The organism is Streptomyces sp. NPDC054887 (assembly GCF_053610585.1).
Map to the genome: position 1 here is coordinate 37,064 of NZ_JBSGYQ010000022.1, position 23,531 is coordinate 60,594.

At 73.4% G+C, this 23,531-nt stretch carries 26 protein-coding genes; 9 read left to right on the forward strand and 17 right to left on the reverse strand.

Features of this window, described 5'->3' with window-relative positions; genetic code table 11:
- Window positions 1–2 precede the first annotated feature (2 nt).
- The 6 genes from ACWGH0_RS14975 (at window position 3) to ACWGH0_RS15000 (ending at window position 6,138) form a co-directional block, all read left to right on the forward strand.
- Complete coding sequence (locus ACWGH0_RS14975; RefSeq protein ID WP_453404576.1) at window positions 3–1,103, forward strand: substrate-binding domain-containing protein; 1,101 nt, start codon at window positions 3–5, stop codon at window positions 1,101–1,103.
- Window positions 1,104–1,202: 99 nt separating this feature from the next.
- On the forward strand, window positions 1,203–2,531 hold the full coding sequence (locus tag ACWGH0_RS14980) for an ABC transporter substrate-binding protein (RefSeq protein ID WP_453404577.1): 1,329 nt from the start codon (window positions 1,203–1,205) through the stop codon (window positions 2,529–2,531).
- A gap of 7 nt (window positions 2,532–2,538) precedes the next feature.
- On the forward strand, window positions 2,539–3,435 hold the full coding sequence (locus ACWGH0_RS14985) for a carbohydrate ABC transporter permease (RefSeq protein WP_453404578.1): 897 nt from the start codon (window positions 2,539–2,541) through the stop codon (window positions 3,433–3,435).
- The gene (locus tag ACWGH0_RS14990; RefSeq protein WP_453404579.1) at window positions 3,432–4,295 is read left to right on the forward strand and encodes a carbohydrate ABC transporter permease; all 864 of its coding nucleotides are present in this window, start codon (window positions 3,432–3,434) and stop codon (window positions 4,293–4,295) included. The genes ACWGH0_RS14985 and ACWGH0_RS14990 overlap by 4 nt, the downstream gene beginning before the upstream one ends.
- A 48-nt stretch (window positions 4,296–4,343) precedes the next feature.
- Complete coding sequence (locus ACWGH0_RS14995) at window positions 4,344–5,372, forward strand: hydroxyacid dehydrogenase (protein WP_453404580.1); 1,029 nt, start codon at window positions 4,344–4,346, stop codon at window positions 5,370–5,372.
- Window positions 5,373–5,442: 70 nt separating this feature from the next.
- The gene (locus tag ACWGH0_RS15000; protein ID WP_453404581.1) at window positions 5,443–6,138 is read left to right on the forward strand and encodes an ester cyclase; all 696 of its coding nucleotides are present in this window, start codon (window positions 5,443–5,445) and stop codon (window positions 6,136–6,138) included.
- A gap of 70 nt (window positions 6,139–6,208) precedes the next feature.
- Here the strand turns inward: ACWGH0_RS15000 and groL are convergent, their stop codons facing one another.
- Together groL and groES are read right to left on the reverse strand one after the other, a co-directional pair.
- A complete protein-coding gene (gene groL, locus ACWGH0_RS15005; RefSeq protein WP_453404582.1) occupies window positions 6,209–7,834 on the reverse strand; it encodes a chaperonin GroEL in 1,626 nt (541 codons plus the stop codon).
- A gap of 94 nt (window positions 7,835–7,928) precedes the next feature.
- Window positions 7,929–8,237, reverse strand: coding sequence for a co-chaperone GroES (gene groES, locus ACWGH0_RS15010; RefSeq protein ID WP_028812332.1), 309 nt, complete (start codon window positions 8,235–8,237; stop codon window positions 7,929–7,931).
- A gap of 300 nt (window positions 8,238–8,537) precedes the next feature.
- Here groES and ACWGH0_RS15015 point away from each other — a divergent pair, with 300 nt between their 5' ends.
- Window positions 8,538–8,942, forward strand: a complete 405-nt coding sequence (locus ACWGH0_RS15015; RefSeq protein WP_453404583.1) for a DUF6234 family protein — start codon at window positions 8,538–8,540, stop codon at window positions 8,940–8,942.
- A 16-nt stretch (window positions 8,943–8,958) separates the two neighbouring features.
- Here the strand turns inward: ACWGH0_RS15015 and ACWGH0_RS15020 are convergent, their stop codons facing one another.
- The 4 genes from ACWGH0_RS15020 to ACWGH0_RS15035 all read right to left on the reverse strand — a co-directional run bounded on the left by ACWGH0_RS15020 (window position 8,959) and on the right by ACWGH0_RS15035 (window position 13,004).
- Complete coding sequence (locus ACWGH0_RS15020; protein WP_453404584.1) at window positions 8,959–9,813, reverse strand: polysaccharide deacetylase family protein; 855 nt, start codon at window positions 9,811–9,813, stop codon at window positions 8,959–8,961.
- Window positions 9,810–10,730, reverse strand: a complete 921-nt coding sequence (locus tag ACWGH0_RS15025) for a polysaccharide deacetylase family protein (RefSeq protein ID WP_453404585.1) — start codon at window positions 10,728–10,730, stop codon at window positions 9,810–9,812. Before ACWGH0_RS15025 ends, ACWGH0_RS15020 begins: the two co-directional genes overlap by 4 nt.
- Before the next feature lie 326 nt (window positions 10,731–11,056).
- A complete protein-coding gene (locus tag ACWGH0_RS15030; RefSeq protein ID WP_453404586.1) occupies window positions 11,057–11,620 on the reverse strand; it encodes an NUDIX hydrolase in 564 nt (187 codons plus the stop codon).
- 25 nt (window positions 11,621–11,645) lie between these two features.
- Window positions 11,646–13,004 carry a hypothetical protein gene (locus tag ACWGH0_RS15035; protein ID WP_453404587.1) on the reverse strand — a complete coding sequence of 453 codons (1,359 nt, stop codon included), beginning with the start codon at window positions 13,002–13,004 and terminating at the stop codon, window positions 11,646–11,648.
- 73 nt (window positions 13,005–13,077) lie between these two features.
- Between ACWGH0_RS15035 and ACWGH0_RS15040 the strand changes: the two genes are divergently transcribed.
- Window positions 13,078–14,247 (forward strand): THUMP-like domain-containing protein, encoded by a 1,170-nt coding sequence (locus tag ACWGH0_RS15040; RefSeq protein WP_453404588.1) that lies wholly within the window; start codon window positions 13,078–13,080, stop codon window positions 14,245–14,247.
- A gap of 120 nt (window positions 14,248–14,367) precedes the next feature.
- Here ACWGH0_RS15040 and ACWGH0_RS15045 read toward each other — a convergent pair whose 3' ends face one another.
- From ACWGH0_RS15045 to tsaB, 5 genes are read right to left on the reverse strand one after another with little or no spacing between them, the layout of a single operon-like run.
- Entirely contained in the window at window positions 14,368–15,000 is a 633-nt protein-coding gene (locus tag ACWGH0_RS15045; protein ID WP_453404589.1) for a hypothetical protein, read from the reverse strand.
- Window positions 15,001–15,034: 34 nt separating this feature from the next.
- Window positions 15,035–15,298: a hypothetical protein gene (locus ACWGH0_RS15050; protein ID WP_453404590.1), complete on the reverse strand. Its 264-nt coding sequence runs from the start codon at window positions 15,296–15,298 to the stop codon at window positions 15,035–15,037.
- On the reverse strand, window positions 15,295–16,392 hold the full coding sequence (gene tsaD, locus ACWGH0_RS15055) for a tRNA (adenosine(37)-N6)-threonylcarbamoyltransferase complex transferase subunit TsaD (RefSeq protein WP_453404591.1): 1,098 nt from the start codon (window positions 16,390–16,392) through the stop codon (window positions 15,295–15,297). Before tsaD ends, ACWGH0_RS15050 begins: the two co-directional genes overlap by 4 nt.
- On the reverse strand, window positions 16,385–16,879 hold the full coding sequence (gene rimI / locus ACWGH0_RS15060) for a ribosomal protein S18-alanine N-acetyltransferase (RefSeq protein WP_453404625.1): 495 nt from the start codon (window positions 16,877–16,879) through the stop codon (window positions 16,385–16,387). The genes tsaD and rimI overlap by 8 nt, the downstream gene beginning before the upstream one ends.
- A 17-nt stretch (window positions 16,880–16,896) precedes the next feature.
- The gene (tsaB, locus tag ACWGH0_RS15065; protein WP_453404592.1) at window positions 16,897–17,550 is read right to left on the reverse strand and encodes a tRNA (adenosine(37)-N6)-threonylcarbamoyltransferase complex dimerization subunit type 1 TsaB; all 654 of its coding nucleotides are present in this window, start codon (window positions 17,548–17,550) and stop codon (window positions 16,897–16,899) included.
- A gap of 97 nt (window positions 17,551–17,647) precedes the next feature.
- Here tsaB and ACWGH0_RS15070 point away from each other — a divergent pair, with 97 nt between their 5' ends.
- Window positions 17,648–18,232: a hypothetical protein gene (locus tag ACWGH0_RS15070; RefSeq protein ID WP_453404593.1), complete on the forward strand. Its 585-nt coding sequence runs from the start codon at window positions 17,648–17,650 to the stop codon at window positions 18,230–18,232.
- A gap of 122 nt (window positions 18,233–18,354) precedes the next feature.
- Here the strand turns inward: ACWGH0_RS15070 and ACWGH0_RS15075 are convergent, their stop codons facing one another.
- The 6 genes from ACWGH0_RS15075 to ACWGH0_RS15100 form a co-directional block, all read right to left on the reverse strand.
- On the reverse strand, window positions 18,355–18,522 hold the full coding sequence (locus ACWGH0_RS15075) for a hypothetical protein (RefSeq protein WP_453404594.1): 168 nt from the start codon (window positions 18,520–18,522) through the stop codon (window positions 18,355–18,357).
- A 128-nt stretch (window positions 18,523–18,650) separates the two neighbouring features.
- Window positions 18,651–19,163 (reverse strand): tRNA (adenosine(37)-N6)-threonylcarbamoyltransferase complex ATPase subunit type 1 TsaE, encoded by a 513-nt coding sequence (tsaE, locus tag ACWGH0_RS15080; protein ID WP_453404595.1) that lies wholly within the window; start codon window positions 19,161–19,163, stop codon window positions 18,651–18,653.
- On the reverse strand, window positions 19,135–20,376 hold the full coding sequence (locus ACWGH0_RS15085) for an alpha/beta fold hydrolase (RefSeq protein ID WP_453404596.1): 1,242 nt from the start codon (window positions 20,374–20,376) through the stop codon (window positions 19,135–19,137). Before ACWGH0_RS15085 ends, tsaE begins: the two co-directional genes overlap by 29 nt.
- A gap of 12 nt (window positions 20,377–20,388) precedes the next feature.
- Window positions 20,389–21,537 carry an alanine racemase gene (gene alr, locus ACWGH0_RS15090; RefSeq protein ID WP_453404597.1) on the reverse strand — a complete coding sequence of 383 codons (1,149 nt, stop codon included), beginning with the start codon at window positions 21,535–21,537 and terminating at the stop codon, window positions 20,389–20,391.
- A gap of 114 nt (window positions 21,538–21,651) precedes the next feature.
- Window positions 21,652–23,148 carry an NAD(P)H-hydrate dehydratase gene (locus ACWGH0_RS15095; RefSeq protein ID WP_453404598.1) on the reverse strand — a complete coding sequence of 499 codons (1,497 nt, stop codon included), beginning with the start codon at window positions 23,146–23,148 and terminating at the stop codon, window positions 21,652–21,654.
- 12 nt (window positions 23,149–23,160) lie between these two features.
- On the reverse strand, window positions 23,161–23,529 hold the full coding sequence (locus tag ACWGH0_RS15100) for a holo-ACP synthase (protein WP_453404599.1): 369 nt from the start codon (window positions 23,527–23,529) through the stop codon (window positions 23,161–23,163).
- Window positions 23,530–23,531 lie beyond the last annotated feature (2 nt).

The window sequence follows — 23,531 nt, forward strand, 5'->3', positions numbered from 1 at the left end:
CCGTGCGCGAGAGTGCTGCTGACCGTCACGACCGACTGCTGGGCCTGGTACGGGAACGGGGCTCGGCCCGCGTCTCCGATCTCGCCGGCCTGCTGGGCGTCTCCCCCGTCACGGCGCGCCGGGACGTGGAGGAACTGGCCGGGCGGGGGCTGCTCGACCGGGTGCACGGGTCGGTGTCGTGGCCGCGCGAGCCGGGCGGCGCGGCGGCCGCGCCGGGCGGGGGCGCGGGCGGCGCGGTGCTCGGCATGCTGGCCCCCTCGGCGACGTACTACTTCGCCGAGGTCATCCGGGGCGCGCACGAGGCCGCGGCGCGGGCCGGGGCGCGGCTGATCCTGCGCATCTCGGACTACCGCCCGGAGGAGGACCAGGCCCGCACCGAGGGGCTGCTCGCGGCGGGGGCCGAGGGGCTGCTGGTGGCGCCGGGGTGGCGGCGGCCGGGCGACCCGGCGGCGTACGGCGACTGGATCGCCTCGCTGCCGGTGCCCACCGTGCTGCTGGAGCGGCAGCCGGCGGCCGGGTCGGCGCTGGACGGGATCGACCGGGTCTGCTCCGACCACCGGCACGGGGTGCTGCTGGCCGTGCGCCACCTGATGGAGCTGGGGCACGGGGCGCCGCTGCTGATGGCGCGCGACGACTCCCCCACGGCTCTCGCGGTGCGTTCGGGGTACGCGGACGCGCTCGGCGTCATGGGGGTGCGGGCGCCGCACGAGGTGATCGACTCCGTACCGGCGGAAGTGCGTCCGGACCGCTTCGAGGCGGCGGTGCAGGCGCTGCGGGCGGCGGTCGCGTCGGGGGCGGCGACGGCCGCGCTCGTCCACAACGACGTGGACGCGATCCAGGTGGCGCAGCGGCTCGCGGAGTTGGGCGTCCGGGTGCCGCAGGACCTGGCCCTGATCGCGTACGACGACGAGGTGGCGGCGCTCGCCGACACGCCACTGACGGCGGTGGCACCACCGAAGCGCGAGGTGGGGCGGCAGGCGGCCGGGCTGCTGGTGGAGCGGCTCGGGCAGGGGCGGGGCGCGGGCGAGGAGGAGCCGCGGCGGCATCTGGCGCTGCTGCCGCAGCTGCGCGTACGGGCATCCTGCGGGGCCGGGACGGTCTGATCTTTTTTCGATCAATCAATCTTTCGCTCTTGACTTCGCTCACGGGTGGCCCAAGTATCACGGCCAACGCAATGTCGCCGCCCGTTCAGGAGCCGTGCCGTGAGCCCCAGTTGGAACAGAACGTCCCATGTCATAGTCGGCGCCGCCACCGCCCTCGCCGTTCTCACGGCCTGCGGCGGCAGCGGCACGGACGAGAAGAAGGCAGCCCCGGGGAGTGACGGAAAGCCCGTCTCGATCACCTTCTGGGGCTGGGCCAAGGGCTCGAAGGAGGTCGTCGACGCCTTCAACGCCTCGCACGAGAACATCCGGGTGAAGTACGAGGAGATCCCCTCCGGCAACGCCGGCGGCTACGCCAAGATCTCCAACGCCGTGAAGGCGGGCAACGCCCCCGACCTCGTCTCCATCGAGTACCCGATGCTGCCCGAGTTCGTCAGCCAGGGCTCGGTGCAGGACATCAGCGCCCACCTCACCGACGACGTGAAGAAGAAGTTCCTGCCGCAGGCGGTCGAGCTGACCACCCTCGGCGGCAAGAACTGGGCCGTCCCCTTCGACGCATCGCCGCAGGCGTTCTACTACCGCAAGGACCTGTTCGAGAAGTACGGCGTCGAAGTCCCCAAGACGTGGGACGAGTTCCGCGAGGCCGCCGAGCAGGTGAAGAAGGCCGACAAGAAGGCGCGCATCGGGACCTTCTTCCCCGACGACCCGTCCACCTTCCAGGCGATGGCCTGGCAGGCCGGAGCGCGGTGGTTCAAGGCCGAGGGCGACACCTGGAAGGTCGACACGACCGACTCCGCCACGAAGAAGGTCTCGGCGTACTGGCAGGGGCTCCTGGACGACGACCTCGTCCACAACAACGCCTCCTTCAGCCCCGAGTGGACCAACTCCCTCAAGAGCGGGGGCACCGTCGGTTACCTCGGAGCGTCCTGGGGCGCGGGCGTGCTGACGGGCACCCTGCCCGAGCAGAGCGGCAAGTGGGCCGTCGCGCCGATGCCGTCCTGGGACGGGAAGCCGGCGAGCGGCATGCTCGGCGGTTCCACCTTCGCCGTGACCAAGGACAGCGAGAAGACCGAGGCGGCGGTCGAGTTCGCCCGGTGGATGACGACGACCGAGGACGGCGTCGAGGCCCGGATCGCCTCGGGTACGTCGAGCGCCTTCCCGGCGGCGGCGGAACTGCGCCCGGCGGCCAAGGCGGCCTTCGACGCGACCTACTTCGGCGGCCAGGACATCTACCAGGTGTTCGAGGGCGCCGGCTCCTCGATCACGCCCGGCTGGGCCTGGGGTCCGAGCACCGGCACCACCAACACGGTCATGAAGGACCAGTTCGGCAAGGTTGCCGACGACGGCGCGACGATAGCCGACGCCGTGAGGGCCGGTCACGAGGCGACCGTCTCCGAGCTGAAGAAGCGCGGCCTGAAGGTGAAGGGCTGAGACGAACGTGAAGGCCCGCACCCGCACCAATGCCGCCGCCGGCGTCCTGCTGACTCCCTTCTTCGTGCTCTTCACCCTGGTGATGGTGGTGCCGATCGGATACGCGCTCTGGCTGAGCCTGTTCACCGAGAAGCAGTCCGGACTGGGATTCGGCGGAACGGAGACCGTCTTCAGCGGCCTCGACAACTACACGGCGGCGCTGGGTGACCCGGCCTTCCGCGAGGGCTTCGCCGTACTCCTCGGGTACTGCGTCCTCTACATCCCGCTGATGATCGGCGGAGCCCTCGCGCTCGCCCTGCTCCTCGACTCCACGCTCGCCCGCGCCCGCCGCTTCTTCCAGCTCGCGCTGTTCCTGCCGCACGCCGTGCCCGGCATCATCGCCGCGCTGATCTGGGTCTACCTCTACACGCCCCAGCTCAGCCCGGTCGTCGACGCCATGGAGGCCGGCGGCGTCGGATTCGACTTCTTCGCACCCGAGGGCGCCCTCCCCTCCGTCATCAACATCGCGCTGTGGGAATGGCTCGGCTACAACATGGTGATCTTCTACGCCGCCCTCCAGGCCGTCGACCGCTCCGTGCTGGAAGCGGCCACGGTGGACGGGGCGGGCGCCTGGCGCATCGCGCTGAGCATCAAGGTCCCGCTGATCCGCGCCTCGGTCGTGATGGTCGCGCTGTTCACGGTCATCGGCTCGCTCCAGCTGTTCACCGAGCCGCTGATCATCAACAAGGGCACCGGATCATCCGTCACCTCCACCTGGACGCCCAACATGTACGCGTACACCGCGGCCTTCGACCGGGGCGACTACGGGCTCGCGGCCGCCGCCTCCGTGCTCCTCGCGCTCACCGCCGCGCTGCTCTCCTTCGCCGTCACCCGCTTCACCGGCCGGAAGGGAAAGAAGGCATGAAGCCTCCGGCCACCGCCACCGCCCCCAGCCCCTGGCTGTCGAGGACCGCCGTCAACGGCGCGCTCGTCCTCGCCACGCTGTACATGCTGCTCCCCCTCGTCTGGCTGGTCACCGCCGCCACCAAGGACACCGGCGGCCTGCTCGCCGGAAACGCCTTCTCCTTCGAGGACTTCAACCTCGGGGCGAACCTCACCGCCCTGGCGACGTACGGCGACGGCGTCTACTTCCGCTGGTACCTCAACAGCCTGCTGTACGCGGGCGGCGGCGCCGCGGTCAGCTCGCTGATCAGCGTCGCCGCGGGCTACGCCTTCGACAAGTACCACTTCCGGGGCAAGGAGAAGCTGTTCGGCGTCGTGCTGCTCGGGGTGCTCGTCCCCACCACGGCGCTCGCCCTTCCCATGTACCTGCTCGCCAGCGAAGTGGGCATCGTCAACACCTACTGGGCCGTGCTCCTGCCCGTGCTGGTCCACCCCTTCGGCGTGTACCTCGCCCGCGTCTTCAGCGCCGGCTACATCCCGGACGAGGCCCTCGAAGCCGCCCGTATCGACGGGGCCGGCGAGCTGCGCACCTTCTGGTCCATCGGTATGCGCATGATCATGCCGGGCTTCGTGACCGTCTTCCTCTTCCAGTTCACCGCCATCTGGAACAATTTCTTCCTCCCCCTGGTGATGCTCTCGGACCAGCAGCTCTTCCCGCTGAGCCTCGGCCTGTACGCGTGGAACAGCAACGCCCACGGCGAGCCCGAGTTCTATCCCCTCGTCGTCACCGGCTCCCTCCTCGCCGTCGTCCCCCTGATCGTCGCCTTCGTCTCCCTCCAGCGGCACTGGAAGGCGGGGCTCACGGCCGGAAGCGTCAAGTGACGTACGCAAGCGACCGTCAAGCGCCCGTAGAGGAGCCCGAGTCCCACCATGCACCACGCCACTGACAATCAGCCGTCCCTGCTGCTCGCGATGGGGCAGGGCATCGCGGAACGCCTGCTCACCGACCGCCACCGCGCCCGCCTGGCCGACCTCTCGCGCACGGATCCGTACCTGGTCGCGCACGACCTCGCCGCCCCCGCGCCGCGCGTCGCGGACGCCCTCGCCGAGGCCGAGGTCCTCTTCACCTGCTGGGGCGCCACGCCGCTGACCGACGAGGTCCTCGCCGCCGCCCCGAAGCTGCGCGCGGTCGTCCACGCGGCGGGCTCCGTCAAGCACCACGTCACCCAGGCCTGCTGGGACCGGGGCATCGCCGTGACCTCGGCGGCGGCCGCCAACGCCCTGCCCGTGGCCGAGTACACGCTCGCGGCCATCCTCTTCGCCGGCAAGCGGGTCCTGCACGCCGCCGCCCGCTACCGCGACCTGCGCGCGGCGCACGACTGGGGCGGGGAACTGCACGGCGCCGGAAACCACCGCCGCACCGTCGGCATCGTCGGCGCCTCGCGCATCGGCCGCCGCGTCATCGAGCTGCTCCGCCCCTTCGACCTGGACGTCCTGCTGTACGACCCGTACGTCACGCCGGGCGAAGCGGCGGCGCTCGGCGTCGGTCTCGCGCCGCTCGACGACCTGTGCGCCCGCAGCTCCGTCGTCTCGGTCCACGCCCCGCAGCTCCCGGCCACGCGCCACATGATCGGCAGCCGGCAGCTGGCCGCGATGCCCGCGGGGGCGACCCTGATCAACACCGCCCGGGGCTCACTCGTCGACGAGGCCGCGCTGCTGCCGGAACTGACCTCCGGCCGCCTGCACGCCGTACTCGACGTGACCGAACCGGAACTGCCGCCCGCGGACTCGCCGTTGTACGACCTGCCGAACGTGCTGCTGACACCGCACATCGCGGGGTCCCTCGGTGACGAGCTGCACCGCATGGCGGACCACGCCCTGGACGAGCTGGAGCGTTACGCCGCCGGGCAGACCTTCGCCGACCCGGTGCACCCGGCCGTCCTGCACCACTCGGCCTGAAACCAGCACAAAAGGGCTATTTCACTAAAATGGACGTATCTCACGTATTCCGCGAGGGTCGGGAGGCGCCATGAAATTCGTACAGATAATCGATTATACGACCGAGCGGTCCGACGACATGAACCAGCTCATGGACCGGTGGGTCGAGCAGACCAAGGGCAAGCGGACCGCCACGCACAACATCATCGGCAAGGACAGAGCGCAGGCGAACCACTACGTCGAGATCGTCGAGTTCCCCTCGCACGAGGAGGCGATGAAGAACTCGCACCTGCCGGAGACCGACCGGATCTTCCAGGAGATGGTGGAGCTCTGCGACGGCATGCCGTCGTTCACGGACCTCGACGTGGTGCGCGAGGAGCAGCTGAACTCGGCCGCCGCCCGCCGCTTCTTCCACGAGGTCGCCGTCGGGGGCAATCTCGACGCGATCGACGAGATGTTCGCGTCCGACTACCGGGACCACGACATCTTCAAGGAGGAGGAGAGCACGGTCGGCGCGGACGTCATCCGCAGCGATCTGACGGGCTGGCGCGACGCCTTCGACTTCCGCTTCGAGCTCGACCGGCAGGTGTCGGAGGGCGACGAAGTCGTGACGCTGTGGACGTGGACCGGCACGCACAAGGGCGACTTCATGGGGATCGCCCCCACCGGCAGGCAGTGCACCATGACCGGCACGACGATCTTCCGCTTCCACGACGGGAAGATCCAGGAGGGCTGGTGGCACGTGGACGCCCTGGGCCTGATGCGCCAGGTCGGCGCGCTCGACTGACCGTACGCGAAAGGCCCCCGTTCCCACCGCTGAGCAGCGGGAAACGGGGGCCTTTGCGCGACGCGGGACGTCAGTGGGAGTGGCCGTGGCCGCCGTGACCGGCGTCGCCCTCGTCCTCGGCCGGCTTCTCGACGACCAGGGTCTCGGTCGTGAGCAGCAGCGACGCGATGGACGCGGCGTTCTCCAGCGCGGAGCGGGTGACCTTGACCGGGTCGATGACGCCGGCCTTGACCAGGTCGCCGTACTCGCCGGTCGCGGCGTTGAAGCCGTGGCCCTTGTCGAGCTCGCTCACCTTGGCAGTGATGACGTAGCCCTCCAGGCCGGCGTTCTCGGCGATCCAGCGCAGCGGCTCGACGACGGCGCGGCGGACGACCGCGACACCCGTGGCCTCGTCGCCGGTCTTGCCGAGGCCGCCCTCGAGCACCTTGGCGGCGTGCACCAGGGCGGAGCCACCACCGGAGACGATGCCCTCCTCGACCGCGGCGCGGGTCGCGGAGATGGCGTCCTCCAGACGGTGCTTCTTCTCCTTCAGCTCCACCTCGGTGGCGGCGCCGACCTTGATCACGCACACGCCGCCGGCCAGCTTCGCGAGGCGCTCCTGGAGCTTCTCGCGGTCCCAGTCGGAGTCCGTGGACTCGATCTCGGCCTTGATCTGGTTGACGCGTCCGGCGACCTCGTCGGCGTTGCCGCCGCCGTCGACGATCGTCGTGTCGTCCTTGGTGACGGTGACGCGGCGGGCGGTGCCCAGCACGTCGAGACCGGCCTGGTCGAGCTTGAGGCCGACCTCTTCGGCGATGACGGTCGCACCGGTGAGGGTGGCGATGTCGCCGAGCATGGCCTTGCGGCGGTCACCGAAGCCGGGGGCCTTCACCGCGACGGCGTTGAAGGTGCCACGGATCTTGTTGACGACCAGGGTCGACAGGGCCTCGCCCTCGACGTCCTCGGCGATGATCAGCAGCGGCTTGGAGGCGCCGGCCTGGATGACCTTCTCGAGGAGCGGCAGCAGGTCCTGGATCGAACCGATCTTGCCCTGGTGGATCAGGATGTACGGGTCGTCGAGGACGGCCTCCATACGCTCCTGGTCGGTCACCATGTACGGCGACAGGTAGCCCTTGTCGAAGGCCATGCCCTCGGTGAAGTCGAGCTCCAGGCCGAAGGTGTTGGACTCCTCGACGGTGATGACACCGTCCTTGCCGACCTTGTCCATCGCCTCGGCGATGAGCTCGCCGACCTGCGAGTCCTGGGCGGAGAGCCCGGCCACGGCGGCGATGTCGGACTTGTCGTCGATCGGACGGGCGTTCGCGAGGAGGTCCTCGGAGATCGCCTTGACCGCGGCGTCGATGCCCTTCTTCAGGGCGGCCGGGGAAGCACCGGCGGCGACGTTGCGCAGACCCTCGCGGACCAGGGCCTGGGCCAGCACGGTGGCGGTGGTGGTGCCGTCACCCGCGATGTCGTTGGTCTTGGTCGCCACCTCCTTCACGAGCTGGGCGCCCAGGTTCTCGTACGGGTCGTCGAGCTCGACCTCGCGGGCGATGGTGACACCGTCGTTGGTGATGGTGGGAGCGCCGAACTTCTTGTCGATGACGACGTTGCGGCCCTTGGGGCCGATCGTCACCTTGACCGTGTCGGCAAGCTTGTTGACGCCGCGCTCGAGGGCGCGACGGGCGTCCTCGTCGAACTTCAGAATCTTCGCCATGGAGCTTCTCTGTCCTCTCAAACGAAATGCGCCCCGGGCCGCCCGGCTGTCGCTGGGGGCCAGGGGCGCAGATCAAAAGCAATCTTCGGGCGAATTACTTCTCGATGATCGCGAGCACGTCGCGAGCCGAGAGGACGAGGTACTCCTCGCCGCTGTACTTCACCTCGGTGCCGCCGTACTTGCTGTACAGCACGACATCGCCGACGGATACGTCGAGCGGCAGGCGCTCGCCGTTCTCGAAGCGGCCCGGGCCCACGGCCAGGACGACGCCCTCCTGGGGCTTCTCCTTGGCGGTGTCCGGAATGACCAGGCCAGAGGCCGTGGTCTGCTCGGCGTCGAGCGGCTGGACCACAATGCGGTCCTCGAGCGGCTTGATGGCAACCTTGGAGCTGGTGGTCGTCACGGTCCGGTCTCCCCCTTCGGAGATCTCACGGGGTTAACTGATGTGGGGTGGCGACCAGGTGGATCCGTCGTCGCGGGTGCCGGACCTGCCCGTCGCTACTGTTGGCACTCCCCACTGGAGAGTGCCAACGCCGAGACTATGACGCGGTTAGCACTCGGTCAAGCGGAGTGCCAATCCAACGCGGCCGCACGTGTTGACGAACGGGATCCCGCACGGGACCGCGGCAGGCCCCGGTCGCGGTTGGATCTCGATGGCGCCACCGCCCCGGCGGACCGTCGGGTTCCGTACGAGAGTGCCGTCATGCCCGCCGAACTGAGCCCCCAGGAGCACCCCGTGTCCGGCTGGGGCGACGCCGCCCTCGCCTTGTTCGTCCTCGTGACCGACGCGGCGGCCTGCTTCACGGCCGTCATCCTGCTCTGGGGCCGGGGCGCCGGCGAAGTTGCGGCGCTGATCACCTTCGGCGCTCTCGCCGCCGCTGCCGGCCTGACGGCGTACGGCTTCGGGAACGGCGGCCGGGTCATCACCGCCTGGGTGCAGTCGCTGGCCGCCCTGCTGCTCGGCGCGTCGGTGCTCTACGGCGCGGCCGGGGCGTACGCCGACGCGCATCCGGAGCCCGCGCCCGCGCGGACCTCCGACCCCGGCCGGACCGGCCACCAGTGCCGCAGCGGCGGCGACAGCAGTGAGTGTGCGGACAGCGGCGGCTGACCGGCCGCCGCCTCGCTCAGAGGTAGTCCTCCAACCGCGCCACCGCGAAGCCCTGCTCCTGGATCCGGCGCAGTATCCGCGCCGTCATCTCCGTGATGGTCGAACCCTTGACCTCGCCGGGACCCCGGAAGTGCGCGAGCACGATCTCGCCCGGCCGCAGCCGGTCGCCGTGCGCGTACCGCAGGTCGTTGATCTGCATCGACGCCCCCCACAGCACCACCGCCTCGGCCCCGCAGTCGCCCGCCGCCCGCAGCGTCTGGTTGTTGTACGCCCCGTACGGCGGCCGGAAGAGCCGGGGCCTGGCGCCGAACCGGGCCTCCAGGCGGTCCTGCTGGCCGCAGATCTGGGCGCGCTGACCGGCGTACGGGAGTCCGGGCAGGTAGGGGTGGTCGACGGTGTGGTTCTGCACGGTGCTGAGGCCGCCGCCCGCCCGCCGCAGCCGGTCGAAGTGGTCGTATCCGGGGGAGGCCACGCTGTCCGTGAGGAACATGCTGATCGGCAGGTTCAGGTCGTCGACCATGCGTACGAACGCGGGGTCCCGCTCGGCGCCGTCGTCGAAGGTGAGGAAGACGACCCTGTCGCCGGTCGGTACGCGGTCGACGACGAAGGGGCGCGCCGGTTTGCGCGCCGGGGGCGCCGGCGCGGCGCGCAGCGGCTCCCGCAGCCCCCACCGGGCGTACGCCGCCGCGCGGGGCGCGGGCGGTGCGTGCGCCGCGAGCGCCCGGGCTCCCGCGTCGCGGACCTTCGGGGCGACGCTGCGCACGGCCTTCCTGCCCAGGCGCTCGATCGGGTCCACGGACTGGGCGCAGCCGGTGAGCGTCAGCGCGCCGGCCGCCAGCAGCGCGACCGCCGGCCTGTGCGCGCGCCTCACAGGTAGTCCTCCAGCCGGGCGACGGCGTACCCCTTGGCGGTGACGGTCTTCATCACCCGCCGGATCATGTCCGGCATGGTGCCCTTCCAGTCGTCCCGGCCGCGGAAGTGCGTGAGGATGATGTCGCCCGGATGCAGGTCGCGGTCCCACTCCCGCCACTCCATCCGGTCGGGGAACGCCTCGGCGGCCCACAGCGGCACGGCCTTGATGCCGCAGGAGCGGGCGGCGCGCAGGGTGTCGGCGTTGTAGTTGCCGTACGGCGGCCTGAAGAGGCGGGGCCGCTTGCCGTACCGCTTCTGGATGACGTCCTGCATCCCGCAGATCTCGCGCTTCTGCCGGGCGTACGACAGGCCCGGCAGGTAGCGGTGGTTGAGGGTGTGGTTGTGCAGGGACACGCCGCGGGCCTGCATGCGCGCGAAGTAGCCGTAGTTCTCGCGCACGAGGTAGTCGCTGAGGAAGGCGCTGTACGGGATGCCCAGGTCGGTCATCATCTTCAGCAGCTTCGGGTCCTTCTCCGCGCCGTCGTCCATCGTCAGGAAGACGACCCGTTCCTTCACCGGGACGGTGGTGAAGACCGGCGGCAGTCCCGGCCCCGCGCCGAAGCCCTTGCGGGTGGTGACTTTCGGCTTGACCGCGGGCGGCGGGGGCGCGGCGAGCGGAGGCCGCGCGAGGCGCCACTTCTTGGCCGCCGCGACGCGCAGGGCCTGGGCGCGCCGCAGCCGTTCGGCGGACCCGGCCAGGTCGCGGACCGGACCCTGCCGGTACTCCTGCTGCTGGCCGGCGGCGGGGGCGGCGGGCCGGGGGCGTTCGGGGGCGGGCGTGGCGCAGGCGGAGGCGAGGGAGGCGGCGAGCAAAACGCCGAGCCCTGCGGCGTACCCACCTCCAGTGCGTTTTACCTTTTGTCGTACTAGTCGCATGGCGCCGCATCCTGCCAGCGCGCACCCCGGGACCCCGGCCGACACCAGCAGCGGCGGCGGACCGTCCCCCGGGTGGCCGACAGCCGGCGCGGCACGTCGGCCACCGTCGCTGAACCCGGCGCGGGGTGTGTCGGCATTACGTCCGGCACCCGGCGCGGCGTGGGTCGGCATGACGTCTGGCACCCGGCGCGGGGTGTGGCGGCCGTACGGCGGCCCCCGGCCAGGGGGCCGCCGTACGTCCCGGCACCCGGCCAGGGGTGGGTCTGCCGCCCGTCCCGGTACCCGGCCAGAGGTGTCAGCCGCAGCCCGGCACCCACCAAGGGGTGTCAGCCGTACGTCGCGGCCACCCCCAGCGCGGCCAGTGTGAACGCGTCGCGCACCTCACCGCGCCGGACCGCCTCCGCCAGCTCCCGCCGCGACCACCAGCGCGCGTCCGCGACCTCGCCGTCGCCGCCCGCGGGCACGGCTTCGTCGGGCAGGGCACCGTGGGACACGTCGGGCACGGTCACCTCCACCACCGCCGCCTCGCTCTCCAGCAGCCCGGAGTCCACGTCCAGACGCGCCAGCACCCTGGCGGCGCACCCCTCGATTCCGGTCTCCTCCGCCAGTTCGCGCAGCGCGTCGGCGACCGGGTCGCTCTCCCCGAAGCCGCGGGGCAGCTCCCACGCCCACCGCCCGACCGCGGGCCGCCACTGACGGACCATCAGCAGGCGGTCACCGCGCCGGGCCAGCACCACCACACCGGTACGGCCCCCGCCGACCCGCACCCGGTGCAGCTCCACCGCCTGCCCAGAGGGCAGCCGGTAGGTGTCGAGGAAGACGTCGCACCACCTGCCGTCCGGATCGCCGTAGACCCTGCGCGAACCGGAACGCTCCACTTCCCTGTCCACGGTCGCCTCCCTGCTCACTGTCCGTTCAAACCGCCGTCACCGTCGTCGGCAACTCCACCACATCGCACCGCCCGCGATACGCGTCCAGCGCGTGCCGGCCGACGGCCCGCCCCCCGGCCACGACCACCGTCACCACCGTGGGCACCAGCGCCCCCGCCATCCCCGACACCGCGTCGCCCAGCAGCCCTTCCCCCGCCACGAGGCTCGCCGCCGCGCCGAGCGTGCCGGCCGCCGTCAGCTCGCCGCCCCGTCCGCCCGCGACCCGTACCGCGCGCTGGACGCGCGTCAGCGGGGCCGCGTCCGCGCCGCCGCCCCCCGGGTCCTTCGTACGGGCGCCGAGCAGGTCGCCCATCTCCTGGAGCGCCGCCGGGTCGCGCGCCTGCCACCAGCGGGCCAGCGCGTCGGACGCGTCGTCGGCGAACCGCTGCCAGTCCTCCCCCGGCATCAGCCCGAGCCGGCGCTCGAAGTGGGTCGGGAACGTCACCACGGGCGCCTGCCCCGTGCCCGGCGCCGCCCGGCGTCTGCTCATCCCCCGCCGGGGCGCCGCCAGGGCCAGCATGCAGTGCTCGCCCGCCGCGATGGCCCGGTAATACGCCTCGTCGAACGCCTCCATCAGCAGCTCCGCGTCGGCGCGCCGCGCCGGGTCGGCGCCGCCGGACAGCGGGGCGAGCCGGTCGTGGAGCAGGCTGCGGTTCGGCATGCCGCCCACGTCGAGCGCGCCGCCGGTCCAGGCGGCCAGCACCGCGCGGCCCTCCTCGGACGCCAGCTCCCCCGGCTCCGGCGGCGGCTGGACGGCGTACGCGGTGGCGTAGTCGGCCGGGGTCAGCCCCCGCACCTCCAGCAGGCCCCGCCCGGCGGCCTCCAGCCAGTCGCCCCACCGGGCGACGAGACGCAGCCGCAGCGGCGTGTCGAGCTCACCGGTGGCCCGCAGCAGCCGGTCGACGGCCTCGACCGGCCCGTCGTCGGCCGTGACGGCGGCGCCCACCTCCGCCAGCCGGTGCTGAAGCCGCCGGCACCGCTCAACGCTCAGCGGGAGGGAGGCGAGCAGGACGCCCCGCGACAGCATCGCGACCAGTTGCGCTCCCAGGTCGGCGTCCCGCGCGTTCACCCGCACCGGCAGCATCGCGCCGCCGCCGACCGCCCGTATCGCCAGCTCGTCCAGCAGCTCGGGCGGGCGCAGCGCGGCGAAGGCGGCCCCGTCCAGCAGCTGTGCGTACGTCAGGAACGCCACGCCTCCCTGAAGCACCTCCCAGCGCAGCCGCCCCAGCAGCTCCACCCGGTCCTCCGGCGTGGGCCGCTCGCGGGGAACCCCCTCCGGACCGTCCGCACCGAGCAGGGCGCGCTGACGCCGGCTGTCCCACGCCGAGCTGAGTACCGCTTCCACCAGATCCCCCGATCCCCGCCGCCTCACGACACCTCGACAGTACGGCCCGCCACTGACAGGGAGAATGGCGTTCGTGGATCTCGACTCCTTCTCCGCCCTGCTGACCGACGAGGGCCAGTCCCTGCTCACCGCCCTGCGCGACCACGACCCCGCCGAGGAGCTGGCGACCGCGACGCGGCTGCGCCGTGAGCACCCCGCCGCGCTCGTCTCGGCGGCGCTCGGGCAGGCCCGGCTGCGGCAGCGGGCGGTGGCGAAGTTCGGCGCCGAGGACGCGTACCGCATGTACTTCACCCCGAACGGCGTCGAGCAGGCCACCCGCACGGCCGTCGCCGCGTACCGCGCCGGGCGCTTCGCCGCGCTCGGCGTACGCAGCGTCGCCGACCTCTGCTGCGGCATCGGCGGCGACGCGATCGCGCTGGCCCGCGCGGGCATCCGGGTCCTCGCGGTCGACCGGGACCCCCTGACGGCGGAGGTCGCCCGCGCGAACGCCGAGGCGCTCGGCCTCTCCGCCCTCGTCGAGGTCGAGCTCGCCGACGTCACGAGCGTCGACACCTCGCCCTACGACGCGGTCTTCGTCGACCCGGCGCGGCGCGGCGGCCGGGGCCGGATCTTCGACCCGGAGGCGTACTCGCCGCCCCTGTCCTGGGCGATCGGGGCCGCCCGTGGGTCCGCCCACGCGGCGCTCAAGATCGCGCCGGGCGTCCCGCACGAGGCGGTCCCCGACGACGCCGAGGCGGAGTGGATCTCGGACGGAGGGGACGTGAAGGAGGCGGTGTTCTGGTTCGGCACGGCCCCCGGGGCGGTCCGCGCCACGCTGCTCCCCGGACCGCGCACCCTGCTCGGCACGGGGCTGCCGGACCCCGAACCCGGCCCGGTCGGCCGCTACCTGTACGAGCCGGACGGCGCGGTCGTCCGCTCGCACCTGGTGGCGGAGGTCGCGCGCGAGGTGAACGGCCGTCTGATCGACGAGACGATCGCGTACGTCACGTCGGACGAGCTGCACCCCACCCCGTACGCCACCGCGTACGAGATCACGGACCGGCTCCCGTTCGGCGTGAAGAAGCTGAAGGCGCTGCTGCGCGAGCGGGGCGTCGGCGTGCTGACGGTGAAGAAGCGCGGCTCGGCCGTCGAACCGGAGGAGCTGCGGCGCAGGATGAAGCTGTCGGGACCCCACACGGCCACGGTCTTCCTCACCCGTGTCGCCGGCGCGCCGACGGTGCTGATCGGCCGCCCGGCGGCGTAGCCGGCACGGCCTCCCGCCGTCCGCCCCCGGCGCGTCGGAGCAAGGCGCCACCGGCGGGCCGCCTCCGCGCCACGCGGCCCGCCCGGCGCTGCCCGCATCGCGGCCCCGCGCACGGGAGGCTTAGCCCTTCCCGCCCGCCGGGCCCACCCGTACAGCCCACCGGTAGTGCCGCACGGCCTTCGCCGCGCCGATCAGCCCGGCCACCCACAGGACGACGCCGAGCCCGATGAAGAAGACGGCGTCCACGTACGTGTCGGAGCCCGCCCGCGCGGTCACCGCGAAGCCGAGCGACGACCACAGCCCGAGTCCGCACACCGCGACGGAGGAGAGCAGCCACGCGAGACTGAGCCCGGGAACGCGCCACCGGGCGGCGGAGAAGCCGTGCTCACCCCCCACCAGGGCCCACTCCACGAGCAGCCGGCTGATCGTACGGTCGCGCCGCGCTCCGATGCCGATGAAGATCCAGCACGTCACCGCGCCCGCGAGCCCCAGCGCGCCGAGACCCGCCGCGAAGACGTCGGTCAGCGGGTCGCCCGGCCCCGCGAACGACTCCAGGGCCGCCCCGACCGCTCCCCACCCGAGCACGGCGCCGCCCACCAGCAGCCAGAAGCGCACCAGCCGCCCGGGGCCGAGCCCCCGTACGGTCAGCTCGTCCAGGACGCGCGCCCGGTCGTCCCGCATCGCCTCGGCTCCGGGCCAGGCCCGCAGGTGCTCGGGCGGCGGAGGGGGCGGCAGCGGCGTACGGGGAGACATGTGCACGACACTACCGAGGGCGCCGCGGCCGGGATCAGGCCACCTCGACCGACTCGAAACGCCAGCGGTGGACGGCCCGCGCGACCAGATCGGCCGCGGGCTCCGGCAGTTCGGGCAGCGGCGCGTCGAACGCCGCGTCCCACCACGTCAGCACGAGCACCCGGTCCTGCGGCGCCCGCAGGATCTCCGTGCGCACCGGCTCCGCCGCCAGGACCCGGGCCCGGGACCTGGCCCACTCCAGCAGCTCCGCGCCCCGGCCCTCGGCGGCGCGCGCCTCCCACATCAGGGCCACGGTCATGAGTACAGGTTGTCCTTGCTCAGCTCGTGCACGTGGTCGTGGTCGTGCGCGGCGCCCGGCACGTGCGGCTCGGTGACCGGCAGCGAGGAGTCCGCCGAGAGGTCCCAGTCGGACGCCGCCCGGCCGCGCGCCACCATCTCCGCGCCGAGGGCCGCCACCATCGCGCCGTTGTCCGTGCACAGGCCCGGGCGCGGCACCCGCAGCCGGATGCCGGCCCGTTCGCACCGCTCGGCCGCGAGCGCCCGCAGCCGCGAGTTGGCCGCCACACCGCCGCCGATCATCAGGTGGTCGACGCCCTCGTCCTTGCAGGCCCGCACGGCCTTGCGGGTCAGCACGTCGACGACGGCCTCCTGGAAGGACGCCGCCACGTCCCGCACCGGCACTTCCTCACCGGCGTTGCGCTTGGCCTCGATCCACCGCGCGACCGACGTCTTCAGCCCCGAGAAGGAGAAGTCGTACGCCGCGTCGCGCGGTCCGGTCAGCCCGCGCGGGAAGGCGATCGCCTTCGGGTCACCCTCCCTGGCGAGCCGGTCGATGACCGGACCGCCGGGGAAGCCCAGGTCGAGCACGCGCGCGATCTTGTCGAACGCCTCGCCCGCCGCGTCGTCGATGGTCGCGCCCATCGGCCGTACGTCGCTCGTGATGTCCGGTGCGAGCAGCAGCGACGAGTGCCCGCCGCTCACCAGCAGCGCCATCGTGGGCTCCGGCAGCGGGCCGTGCTCCAGCTGGTCGACGCAGATGTGGGAGGCCAGGTGGTTCACGCCGTACAGCGGCTTGCCCAGCGCGTACGCGTACGCCTTCGCCGCCGACACGCCCACCAGCAGCGCCCCGGCGAGCCCGGGGCCCGCCGTCACCGCGATGCCGTCGAGGTCGGAGGCGGCGACGCCGGCCTGCTTCAGCGCGCGCTCGATGGTCGGGACCATCGCCTCCAGGTGGGCGCGCGACGCGACCTCGGGCACCACGCCGCCGAAGCGGGCGTGCTCGTCGACGCTCGACGCGATGGCGTCGGCGAGCAGGGTGGTGCCGCGCACGACGCCGACGCCGGTCTCGTCGCAGGAGGTCTCGATGCCGAGGACGAGCGGTTCGTCAGCCATGGTGAATCTCGGTTTCTCGTACGGAGGGCGCGGGCGCCGCCGGGTCGGTCGTCGTCGTCAGCCGCATCACGAGCGCGTCGATGTTGCCCGGCTGGTAGTAGCCGCGCCGGAAGCCGATCGGCTCGAAGCCGAAACGCTCGTACAGCTTCTGGGCGCGGAGGTTGTCGACGCGCACTTCGAGGAGCACCTCGGCGCACTCGAAGGCGGTCGCGTGCCCCAGCAGGTCGGTGAGCAGCCGGGCCCCGAGCCCGGTCCCCCACTGGTCCTTCGAGACAGCGATGGTCTGTACGTCGCCCTGCCCCCCGGCGGCGGCGAGACCGGCGTACCCGACGATGCGGCCCGCCTCCTCGGCCACCACGTACCGGCGGGTGGCCCGGGGGCCGCGCGCGTGGGCGAGTTCGGACCAGAACATGCCGGGCGACCAGGCGTCGTCGGGGAACAGCCCGCGCTCCAGGTCGAGCACCGGTCCGATGTCCCACCAGCGCATCTCTCTCAGGCCCGCGGTCACTTGGGCGTGACCACCTTGTAGTTCTTGGGGACCTGCGCGTCGGGCCGGCGGAGGTACAGCGGCAGCGGCGGCAGGAAGGACTCCCCCGCCGCGAGCTTCTCGGCGGCCAGCGACGCCAGCGCGCCCGCCGACTGGTGCTCGGGTCCGCGCGCGTCGGGGAAGGCGTCCGGGTAGAGCAGCGCGCCGGAGCCGACCACCGGCAGGCCGGCGAGCTGCCCGGCGATGTCGGCGGGGCGGTCGACGGCGGGCTCGGACACACGGGTGCGGGCGTCGTCGTAGCGCGCCCAGTAGACCTCTTTGCGGCGCGCGTCGGTGGCGACGGCGAAGGGGCCGGTCAGTCCGGCGGCGTACGCGAGTCCGTCCAGGGTGCACAGGCCGTGGACCGGCACCCCGAGCACGAGGCCGAAGGTCTCGGCCGTCGCGAGGCCGACGCGCAGTCCGGTGTACGGGCCGGGGCCGACGCCCACGACGACCGCGGTCACCGCGTCGAGTTTCAGGCCGGCCCCGGCGAGCACCCGGTCGACGGTGGGCAGCAGCAGCTCCCCGTGGCGGCGGGCGTCGACCTGTCCGGCCTCGGCGACGACGGAGTCGCCGTCGTGGAGGGCGACGGTGACGGCTGGGGTGGCGGTATCAACGGCGAGCAGGAGCACACAAACAGCCTACGGCCCGCGCGCGGGGGGCACGGCGTCCCCCGTCCCTCCCGGCCCCTGCTGCTACCGTCACCACAAATACGCGCGCTGTACGAACATGAGGTGGAGCAAGGTGGCAAGGAGCAGCTCGGGATTCGTGGCCGGGCTCACCGCGGCAGCCGTGGCGGCGGTCGCCTTCCTCGCCTACCAGGCGTCGGCGAACGCGCCCTCCGCCGCCCAGCTCGTCGAACCGAAGGCGGGCAAGAGCCCCGCGGCGCACGCCACCCAGCCGCCCAGGGCTCCGGCCAAGAAGAAGGACCCGTACGCGGTGCCGGCCCAGTCGGGCACGGGCACGCGTGTCGTGTACTCGCTGGCCGAGCGCCGGGTGTGGCTGGTGGACGCGGGCGGCCGGGCCACCCGGACCTTCCAGGTCGCGCCGAGTACGGTCAGCCCGCCGCCCGGCACGTACGCGGTGGGCTCGCGCTCGGGGATCATCACCGGCTCGGACGGTGTCGAGGTCGAGCACGTCGTGCGGTTCACGACGGTCGAGGGCGTGCCGATCGGCTTCAGCGCGGCGGTCGACGGGTCGATGCCCAGCCCCGATCCGAAGAGCCGGACCGGCGGCGTACGCATGCAGCGGCCCGACGGCGACGCGCTGTGGAGCTTCGCGACGGTCGGCGTCAAGGTCGTCGTCGTCCCGTAAATACGCTCGTACGAGCGACAGGACGAAGCGGCGGTACGGGGGCGTGCCGAGCGGCCGTGCCCGTACGACGGGACCGGGCTCCGTGCGCCCGACGGACCGTGCCCCCGGCCCTGCGGTCCCGCCTACGCCGCGTCGCGCCGTTCCTGGTGTTCCTCGGCGCGCGCCTCGGCGGCGTCGTCGTCCTGGGAGCGCCCTCTGGGCGGGGTGGAGACCGCTGTGGCCGCCACGCACGAGGCCAGCAGGTCGCGCATGGAGAGCGGCTGAGTCACTTCGCGTTCAGAAGCCGGCATGGATGCCTCCTGGGCTCCGGTTGAGCAGGCGTGGTTAGGTAGACCTAACCAGGTCTCGGTATCCATGTGACCACGCCCGGCCTCACCGGCGCAACATCTTGCCGACGTCTTGTCGGAACGTACGGACGTCAGGCGCCCAGCGCGGCCAGGTCCTCGCCCGCCCACCGCGCCCCCATACCGGTCAGCGTCACCCGGCGCACGTCGTCGGTGGCGTCCCCCACGGCCCGGTGGATGACCACGTGCAGCCGGTCGTCGGAGAGCTCCTCGACCTTCCCCTCGCCCCACTCCACCACCACGACGGAGTCGGGCAGCGAGACGTCGAGGTCGAGGTCCTCCATCTCGTCGAGACCGCCGCCCAGCCGGTACGCGTCGACGTGCACCAGGGCGGGACCGCCGGACAGCGAGGGGTGGACGCGCGCGATGACGAAGGTCGGCGACGTCACCGCGCCCCGCACCCCGAGCCCCTCGCCGAGCCCGCGCGTCAGCGTCGTCTTGCCCGCGCCGAGCTCTCCGGTGAGCATCACGAGATCGCCGGGCCGCAGCAGTTTCGCGAGCCGGCGCCCGAACTCCTGCATCAGGTCGGGCGAGTGGACGGTGAGGACGGCGGTGGCGTCAGCCGCCGGGCTGTGCGGTGCTTCCATACGTCCCAACGTTAGCGGCTGCCGGCAGGGCGCCCACGCGGGCCAGCAGGTCCGCGAGCCGGTCGGTGACCACCTCCGGGTGCTCCAGCATGACCAGGTGGCCGGCGTCCGGCACTATCACCAGCTCGGCGTCGGGCAGCAGCCGTGCGATCCCCTCGCTGTGCTCGCTGGGCGTCACCAGGTCCTTGTCGCCGGCGAGCACGAGCACCGGCACCTCCGCGAAGATCTCCAGCGCCTCGGCCTTGTCGTGGTCGTTGAACGCCGGGTAGAACTCCGCGACCACGTCGATCGGGGTCGCCTCGATCAGCCGCTCCGCGAACCGCGCGACGGCCGGGTCCACGTCCTTCGAGCCGAACGAGTAGCGCTTGATCAGACCGGCGAACAGGTCCGCCGTGGCCCGCCGGCCCCGTTCGACGATCTCCGCCTGCGTGCCGAGCGCGCGCAGCACGCGGGGCAGGACCCGGCGCACGGCGTTCACGCCGGCCACCGGAAGGCCGAAGTTGACCTCGCCGAGGTCCCCCGACGACGTACCGATGAACACGGCCCCCACCACGCGCTCGCGGATGAGCTCGGGGTACTGGTCGGCCAGGGCCATCACCGTCATGCCGCCCATCGAGTGCCCCACCAGCACCAGCGGCCCCTGGGGTGCGGCGGCGTCGATCACTGCCTTCAGGTCGCGCCCCAGCTGCTCGATGTCGACCGCGGTGCCGCGGCCCTGGGCCGCCCCCCGCTCCGAGCGCCCGTGGCTGCGCTGGTCCCAGTGGACGGTGCGCACGACGCCGCGCAGAGCGGCCCGCTGGAAGTGCCAGGAGTCCTGGCTGAGGCAGAAGCCGTGGCTGAACACGACCGTGACCGGCGCGGGGGTCCTGCGCCCGAAGAGCCGGCGCCGGCGCGGCCCCGACGAGGCGCCGTCCGCCTCCACCTCGTCCACTTCGTAGTAGATCGCGGTCCCGTCGTCCGCCGCGGCCCGGCCCGGCATGCCGCGCAGCGCGCCGTACGGCCCCGCGGCGTCCAGCGCCAGGCGCGCCTTCCTGCGCATGCCCCGGCCGACGGTCAGCCGCTCCAGGGCCACACCCGCGGCGGCGCCGGCGGCGACCACGCCTATCGCGGCGCCGGCCACACCGGCCCGGCGCCAGTTGCCGACGGCGGAGGTGGCGACCTCGGCCGCCACCTCCGCCACCTCCGCCACGCCGGGCGCGCTGGTCTCGCTCACGGTGCCGCTCTCCTAGCTGTCGGGGTCCTCATCCACATAGACGCGTGGTACCCGCGATCCGATGCGAGTGACAATCTCGTACGCGATCGTGTCCGCCGCCCGCGCCCAGTCCTCGGCGGTCGGCTCGCCCCGGTCGCCCGGCCCGAACAGCACGGCCTCGTCCCCCGGCTCCACCACGTCCGCCCCGAGGTCGACCACGAACTGGTCCATGGCGACCCGCCCGGCGACGCGCCGCCACTTGCCTCCGACGAGCACGGGGCCGGTGCCGGACGCGTGGCGCGGCACGCCGTCGGCGTACCCGACCGGGATCAGGCCGAGGTTGGTCTCCCCGCCGGTGACGTAGTGGTGCCCGTAACTCACGCCGTGCCCCTCGGGGACCCGCTTGACCAGCGCGACGGACGCCGTGAGGGTCATCACCGGCCGCAGCCCCAGTTCGGCGGGCGTGCCGAGCTCGGGGCTCGGGGAGACGCCGTACATGGCGATGCCGGTCCGCACGAGGTCGAAGTGCGCCTCGGGCAGGGTCAGCGTCGCGGGGGAGTTGGCGATGTGCCGGACCTCGGGCTCGGCCCCGGCCTTCTCGGCGTGCTCGACCAGGTCGCGGAAGAGCGTCAGCTGGGCGTCGATCGAGGGGTGTCCGGGCTCGTCGGCGCAGGCGAAGTGCGACCACAGGCCGGTGATCCGCACCCCCTCGGTTTCCAGGGCGCGGCGCACGAGCTCGGGCCAGTCGGCGGGCTGGCATCCGTTGCGGCCGAGCCCGGTGTCCGCCTTGAGCTGTACGCGCGCCTCGCGCCCCGCCGCCCGCGCGGCTTCGGCCACTTCCTCCAGGGCCCACATCCCGCTCACGGACACGTCGATGCCGGCCTCGACCGCCTCGCGCCACGGCCCGCCGGGGGTCCACAGCCAGCACATCAGCGGCCCGTCGAACCCGGCGGCGCGCAGCGCGAGCGCCTCCTCCGGCGTCGCGGTCCCCAGCCAGGTCGCCCCGGCGTCGAGGGCCGCGCGGGCGCAGCGCACGGCTCCGTGCCCGTACGCGTCGGACTTCACCACGGCCATCAGCCGGGCCCCCGCAGCGCGCGCACGCAAAGCCCGCACGTTGGCTCGCAGGGCCGCCAGGTCGATCTCGGCGCGGGCACGCATCGGGGTGTGGGTCATCGCGGTCATCGCGCCAAGTGTCTCAGAGCCGTACGACAGCCCCGCCGCACCTCTCGCCCGGGAGCGCCGCGACGGCCCGTACCCCGCCGCGCGGTCCCGGCGCGGGGCCGCCCGCCACCCGCGTCACACGGCGCCGGGAGCGGGCCGCCGGCGTCCGGTGATCCCGCGCCAGGCCGCCGGCACCGCGTCCGCCACGTCCTGCGCGCCCACCGGCGCCGCACCGGCCGGCGATCCGCCGCCGCCCGTCCCGCCCGCGGCCAGCCGCCCCGCGAGCCCGTGCACGTACGCCGCCACCGAACCGGCGTCCAGCGCGCCGAGACCGGACGCCAGCAGCGCCCCCGCGAGGCCCGAGAGCACGTCCCCGCTGCCTGCGGTGGCCAGCCAGGGCGTCCCCGTCGGGTTCACCCGCACCGGACGCCGCCCCGTGGCCCCCGCCGGGGCCACCAGCGTGGTGGAGCCCTTCAGCAGCACCGTCGCCCCGTACAGCGCGGCCAGCTCGCGCACCGCGACCAGCCGCCCCGCCTCCACTTCCTCCCGCGAGACCCCGAGCAGCGCGGCGGCCTCCCCGGCGTGCGGGGTCAGCAGCGTCGGCGCGTCGCGCCCCCGCACCGCCTCCGGCTCCAGCGGACGCAGCCCGTCCGCGTCCACCAGCACCGGCACGTCCGACGCCAGCACGTCCGCCAGCGCCCCTTCGGCGTCCTCCGCGAGCCCCGGTCCGACCACCCACGCCTGCACCCGCCCCGCCTCCGACGGCGCCCCGGCGTGCACCAGCGCCTCCGGGAAGCGGGCGACGACCGCCCCGGACCCGTGACCGACGTACCGCACCGCGCCCGCGCCGCCCCGCAGGGCCCCGGCGACCGCGAGCACCGCCGCGCCGGGATAACGCTCCGAACCGGCGACGACGCCCACGACCCCGCGCCGGTACTTGTCGCTCTCCGCGCCCGGGACCGGCAGCAGCGCGGCCACGTCGGCGTGCTGGAGCGCCTCGACGTCGGCCTCGACCGCCCCGAGGTCGAGCCCCAGCTCCACCAGCCGCACGGCCCCGGCGTACTCCCTGGCCGGGTCGATCAGCAGTCCGGGCTTGTACGTGCCGAAGGTCACCGTGGCGTCGGCCCGCACGCACTCGCCCCGCACCTCCCCGCTGTCCGCCTCGACGCCGCTGGGCAGGTCCACGGCGACGACGAACGCCCCGGAGTCCCGCGCGGCACGTGCCAGCGGTACGGCGGCGTCCCGCAGGCCGCCCCGCCCGCCGATCCCGGTGATCCCGTCGACCACGAGATCCGCCCGCGCGATCGCTCCCGGCGGATCGGCGGCGACCGATCCCCCGGCCGACCGCAGCGCCGCCAGCCCGCCCGGGTGCGCCCGCCCGGCCTCCAGCAGCACCGCCGTGACACCGGCGCCCCGCCGGGCCAGCCGCGCCCCGGCGTACAGCGCGTCGCCGCCGTTGTCCCCGCTGCCGACCAGCAGCACGACCCGCGATCCGTACACCCGCCCCAGCAGCCCCGCGCACACCGCCGCGAGACCGGCCGCGGCCCGTTGCATGAGAGCGCCCTCGGGGAGCCGGGCCATCAGCTCCCGCTCGGCGGTCCGTACGGTCTCCACGCCATGAGCAGCGCGCATCGGCTTCCCACCTCACCCTTCCGCGACGACGACCGCGGAAGCGATGCCCGCGTCGTGACTGAGCGACACGTGCCAGGACCGCACCCCGAGCGCCTCCGCCCGCGCCAGCACGGTCCCGCTCACCCGCAGCCGGGGCTGCCCGCTGTCCTCCACGTACACCTCGGCGTCCGTCCAGTGCAGCCCGGCCGGCGCGCCCAGCGCCTTCGCGAGGGCCTCCTTGGCCGCGAACCGGGCGGCGAGCGAGGCGTAGCCCCGCCGGTCGCCGCCCGGCAGGTACAGCTCGCTGTCCAGGAACAACCGCCGCGCCAGCTGCGGCGTACGCTCCATCGACGCCCTGAAGCGGTCGATCTCGGCGACGTCGATTCCCACCCCGATGATCACTC